The sequence below is a fragment of the Myxococcota bacterium genome, from assembly GCA_035498015.1.
Lineage (GTDB): Bacteria > Myxococcota_A > UBA9160 > SZUA-336 > SZUA-336 > VGRW01.
Genome location: DATKAO010000002.1, coordinates 1 through 5,295, shown reverse-complemented (window position 1 = coordinate 5,295; position 5,295 = coordinate 1). Strand labels below are relative to the sequence as shown.

The 5,295-nt window shown below is 71.4% G+C and carries 4 protein-coding genes; 3 read left to right on the top strand and 1 reads right to left on the bottom strand.

Features of this window, described 5'->3' with window-relative positions; genetic code table 11:
* A partial coding sequence (locus tag VMR86_00030; GenBank protein ID HTO05420.1) for a methylmalonyl-CoA mutase family protein occupies positions 1–2,871 on the bottom strand: 2,871 nt, incomplete at its 3' end.
* A 129-nt stretch (positions 2,872–3,000) separates the two neighbouring features.
* On the opposite strand from VMR86_00030, the gene VMR86_00025 reads away from it, so the two are divergent.
* The 3 genes from VMR86_00025 to VMR86_00015 form a co-directional block, all read left to right on the top strand.
* A complete protein-coding gene (locus VMR86_00025; GenBank protein HTO05419.1) occupies positions 3,001–3,603 on the top strand; it encodes a TetR/AcrR family transcriptional regulator in 603 nt (200 codons plus the stop codon).
* The gene (locus tag VMR86_00020; protein ID HTO05418.1) at positions 3,600–4,967 is read left to right on the top strand and encodes an MFS transporter; all 1,368 of its coding nucleotides are present in this window, start codon (positions 3,600–3,602) and stop codon (positions 4,965–4,967) included. Before VMR86_00025 ends, VMR86_00020 begins: the two co-directional genes overlap by 4 nt.
* A partial coding sequence (locus VMR86_00015) for a hypothetical protein (protein HTO05417.1) occupies positions 4,964–5,295 on the top strand: 332 nt, incomplete at its 3' end. The genes VMR86_00020 and VMR86_00015, both read left to right, overlap by 4 nt.

Here is a 5,295-nt window from a genome sequence, read left to right as displayed (position 1 = left end):
CACCGACTCGGTGGTCGGCGTGGTGACGGCCTCGTCGTAGGCGTTGGTGTGCAGGCTGTTGGCGCCGTCCTGCAGCGCGAGCAGCGCCTGCAGGGTGGTGCGGATGTCGTTGAACGACATCTCCTGCGCGTGCAGCGACCGGCCCGAGGTCTGGATGTGATACTTGAGCTTCTGACTGCGCTCGGCGGCGCCGTAGCGCTCGCGCAGCGCGATCGCCCAGATGCGGCGCGCGACGCGCCCGATCGCGGCGTACTCGGGATCGAGGCCGTTCGAGAAGAAGAACGAGAAGTTCGGCGCGAACTCGTCGATCCCGAGCCCGCGCGCGAGATAGTACTCGCAGTAGGTGAAGCCGTTGGCCAGCGTGAACGCGAGCTGCGTGATCGGGTTCGCCCCGGCCTCGGCGATGTGGTAGCCCGAGATCGACACCGAGTAGAAGTTCTCGATGTCGTGGCGCGCGAAATACTCCTGCACGTCGCCCATGAGCTTGAGCGAGAACTCGGTCGAGAAGATGCAGGTGTTCTGGGCCTGGTCCTCCTTCAGGATGTCGGCCTGCACCGTGCCGCGCACGCGGGCCAGCGCCTCGCGCCGGATGCGCGAGTAAGTCGCAGCGTCGACCAGCTGGTCGCCCGACACGCCGAGCAGCGCCAGGCCGCGGCCGTCGTGCCCCTCGGGCAGCGGGCCCTCGTACCGCGGCAGGTCGCGGCGCTTGGCGAGCTCCGCCTTCACGCGCTCGAGCTGGCCGGTCTTGCGCAGGTGCTCCTCGACCGCCTGGTCGATGACCGCGTTGAAGAACAGCGCGAGCACGACGGGCGCGGGCCCGTTGATGGTCATGGAGACGGAGGTCTTGGCGTCGAGCAGGTCGAAGCCCGAGTAGAGCTTCACCGCATCGTCGACGGTCGCGACCGAGACACCCGAGGTCCCGACCTTGCCGTAGATGTCGGGCCGCAGGTCCGGGTCGCGCCCGTAGAGAGTCACGCTGTCGAACGCGGTCGAGAGCCGCACCGCGGGCTGGCCCAGCGACAACAGGTGGAAGCGGCGGTTCGTGCGCTCGGGCGGGCCCTCGCCCGCGAACATGCGCGCGGGGTCCTCCTCGCCGGTGCGCTTGAACGGGAACACCCCGGCGGTGAACGGGAACCGGCCGGGCAGGTTCTCGAGCGCGGCGAAGCGAGTCACCTCGCCCCAATCTTCCGTGCGCGGCAGCGCCACGCGCGGGAGCGAGAGACCCGAGAGCGTGGTGCCGAAGTTGCGCGCGGGAATCGCACGGCCCCGCACCTCGTAGCTCTGCTCCTCGGCCGCGTAGCGCGCGCGGGTCTCGGGCCAGGACTCGAGCGCGGCGCGCGAGTCGGCGCCGAGCTTGCGCAGCTCGGCCTCGGAGCGCGCGCGCAGCGAATCGGCCTCGTCGCCCTCGCCGATCGCCTCGGCCGCCTGCGCGAAGGCGGCGGCGCGGCGCGCGGTCGCGACGTCGCGCTCGGTGCGGGCGCGGTAGCCGCGCACGCTCTCGGCGATCTCGGCCAGGTAGCGGCCGCGCTCCACCGGCACGATGGCCTGCGCCTCGGGCAGCGCGAACGGGGGCGTCTCAAAGGCAGCGTAGCCGGCGAAGCCGCGCTCGTGCAGGACACCCATGAGCGCGGCGAACACTCGGTCGGTGCCCGGGTCGTTCCAGCGGCTCGCGATCGTGGGAAACACGGGCACGCGCTCGTCGGCCAGAGTCACTCCCGGGTGGTTGCGGCGCCACTGCTTGCGCACGTCGCGCAGCGCGTCCTCGCCGCCGCGCCGGTCGAACTTGTTCAGCACCACCGCGTCGGCCAGCTCGAGCATGTCGATCTTCTCGAGCTGCGAAGGCGCGCCGTACTCGGGCGTCATCACGTAGAGCGACACGTCGGCCAGGTCGACGATCTCGGAGTCACTCTGGCCGATGCCCGCGGTCTCGACCAGGATCAGGTCGAAGTTCGCGGCCTGCAGCACGCGCACGCCGTCGGCCACCGCGCCCGACAGCGCGAGGTGGGCGCGGCGCGTGGCGAGCGAGCGCACGAACACCTGCGGCGCGTGGATCGCGTTCATGCGCAGGCGGTCGCCCAGGAGAGCCCCGCCGCTGCGGCGACGCGTGGGATCGACCGACAACACGCCCACGGACCGGTCGGGGTGGGTGAGCCGGAAGCGGCGCACCAGCTCGTCGACCAGGCTCGACTTGCCCGCGCCGCCGGTGCCCGTGAAGCCGACCACGGGAGCCGGTGTCCCGCGGCGGCGTGACTCCATGCGCTTGCGCAGGGCGTCGAGCGCCGGGTCCTCGGAGCCGGAGGCCGCTTCGAAGTGCGAGATCAGCCGCGCGATCGCGGTGCTGGACTCCACCGACAGGCGCGCGAGCTCCTGCTCCGCCCGCACCTCGGGCCGCGCGAGCCCTCCGGCGAGCACCTCGCGGATCATGCCTTCGAGCCCGATCTTCTGGCCGTCCTCGGGCCGGAAGATGCGAGTCACTCCGCGCGCGTGCAGGTCGCGCACCTCTTCGGGGCTGATCACGCCGCCGCCGCCGCCGTACACGCGGATGTGTCCCGCCCCGGCTTCGCGCAGGCGGTCGACGAGATAGCCGAAGAACTCCACGTGTCCGCCCTGGTACGAGGAGACGGCGACGACGTCGGCGTCTTCCTGGAGCGCCGCGGTCACCACGTCTTCGACCGAGCGATCGTGGCCCAGGTGGATCACCTCGGCGCCTTGCGCCTGCAGCAGCCGCCGCATGATGTTGATCGAGGCGTCGTGGCCGTCGAACAGCGCCGCCGCGGTCACTGCGCGCACGGGGCCGCGCTGGAGCGTGGGTAGGGTGCCCACGCGACCATCGGTCGGGGCGGGCTCGGGCGTGCGGCGGGTCTGCGTCATGGGCTCGTCGGACCTCTGGCTAGCACTTCCCTTAACGGCGGGTCAACCGATCCGCCTGCGATCGTTCGATTTGATCTATTGAGTGCCACTCGAATAAGATCGAGCCGGACTCAATAGGGAGGTCCGCTGGTGAAAACGTCCCGCAGCGCGGCACGCGCACGGCCCCGTACCCGCGACCCCCAGCAGAAGCGCGCGCTCCTGATCGCGACGGCGCGCGAGCTGTTCGCCAGCCGCGGCTTCGCCACGACCACCACCGCCGACGTCGCCCGCCGCGCGGGCGTCTCGGAGGGGATCGTGTTCCACCACTTCGGGTCGAAGGCCGGCTTGCTCGAGGCGGCCGCCGCGGACTACGGGCAGGGGCTGGCCGAGGCCATGTTCACGGAGGCGCCGGCCGGCGCGAAGCCTTCGGCGGAGGCCATGCTGCGGGCTGCGTTCGCCTACGTGCGCGAGCACGGCGAGCTGTCGCGGCTGCTCTGGATCAGCGCCGACGCCGGCACGCGCCGCGCCTCCCGGGAGGCCATCGTGGCCCCGTTGGCACGCGCGTTCGCCGAGTGGAGCCGCGAGGGCCGCGTGCGCCCGCTCGAGCCCGAGATCGCGGCCGAGCTCGTGTTCGCGCTGGTCGAGGCGGCGCTGGTCGCGTGCTTCGCCGAAGGCGGCGGCCGCCACGAGCGCGCGTATCTGCGCGAGACGGTGGCCTGCGTCGAGGGCGCGCTGCGGGGAGTGAGTCGATGAGCCCGGAGCCGGCCCGACGCAGCGAGCCCGAGGCGAGCGGCGCCCGTCCTTCGGGATTTCGCTCGATTCGCCAGAACCCCTGGTGGATCCCGCCGTTCCTGGGCGGCGTGCCGGAGAGTCTCTCGCCCGAGCACCTGCGCCTGCTGGGCGTGCTCACCTTCGTGCTGTTCTTCGAGAGCTACGACATCTCGGTGTTCGGCAACGCGCTGCACCAGCTCGCCGTGACGTTCGGGCTCTCCAAGTCGCAGCAAGGCGACTTCATCAGCCTGGTGACGTGCGGCGCCCTGCCCGCCTTCCTGCTCGTCCCGCTCGCCGACCGCATCGGGAGGAGGCGGCTCCTCCTCCTGTCGGTGGTGTGCATGAGCCTGGGCTCGATCCTCACCGCCAGCAGTCAGAGCGCGACTCAGTTCGTCGTGTTCCAGTTCTGCACGCGCACCTTTCTGATCACCTCCGCGGTGCTCACGGTCGTGATCGTGACCGAGGAGTTCCCGGCGGAGCTGCGCGGCTGGGGCATCGGCATGATGTCGGGCGTCTCGGCGATCGGCTTCGGGCTGGGCGCGCTCCTGTACGGCTTCGTGAATCACCTGCCGCTGGGCTGGCGCTCGCTCTATCTCATGGGGATCGCACCGCTCGTGCTCTTCCCGTGGCTGCGGCGGGGAGTCCGCGAGACGGGCCGGTTCACGCGCATGCGCGGGACGGAGCTCGCGTCGGACGGCTTCGCTGCGGCGCTCGCCGGGAGCTTCCGCCCGATCGCCGCGCTCGTGCGCCAGCATCCGCGCCGCGCGCTCGCGATCGCCTGGATCGGAGGTCTCTCGAGCTTCGGGACGAGCGTCCCGTTCCTGCTGATCTCGGAGTTCCTGCAGACGATGCGGGGCTGGAGCCCGGGCGCGTTCGGGGCCATGTCGATCTTCTTCGGCGCATTCGGAATCGTCGGGAATCCGGCCGCGGGCCGGCTCGCCGACCGCCACGGGCGGCGCGTGGTCATGCTCGTCGCGCTCCTGGCGTTTCCGCTCTTCGCCGCAGCGTTCTATGCCGGCCCGGGGGCGCTGGTCGCGCTGCCCTGGACGGCCATGGTGTTCCTGAACATGGCCGGGGGCGTGATGCAGCGCGCGCTCATGACCGAGCTCTTCCCGACCCATTCGCGCGGCGCGGCGGGCGGGCTGCTCTCGATGATGAGTGCGCTGGGCACCGTGACCAGCTCCTTCCTCTACGCGCGTGCCATGGGCTGGCTCGGCAGCGACCAGTCACTGGTGATTCCGCTGATCTCGCTCGCTACCGTCCTCGCGGCAGCGGGCGTCTTGCTCGTGCCCGAGACGGCGCGCCTGGAGCTGGAGCAGATCAGCCAGGAAGGAGTCGAACCGTGATGCGATCCGCGCTCGTCGCCGTGCTTCTGGGTCTTGGCACCGCACCGCCCGCCCCGCTGACCGGCACGCTCGACGCCCTGTTCCCGACCGGCCGCGTGACCCGGCCGCTCGAGTCACTCCTGGCCGAGCACCCGCTCGAGGCGGGCAAGACCTTCCAGGTGACCGAGCTCGGCCGCGACGCGGCCTCGAGTCACCACCTGGTCTGGATCGTCGACCGCGAGCAGCCCCACCGGCACGACAGCCACGACCTGTTCGTGGTCATGCTGCGCGGCTCGGGCACCATGCGCATCGGCAGCGAGACCCGGCCCATCGCACCGGGCTCGATCCT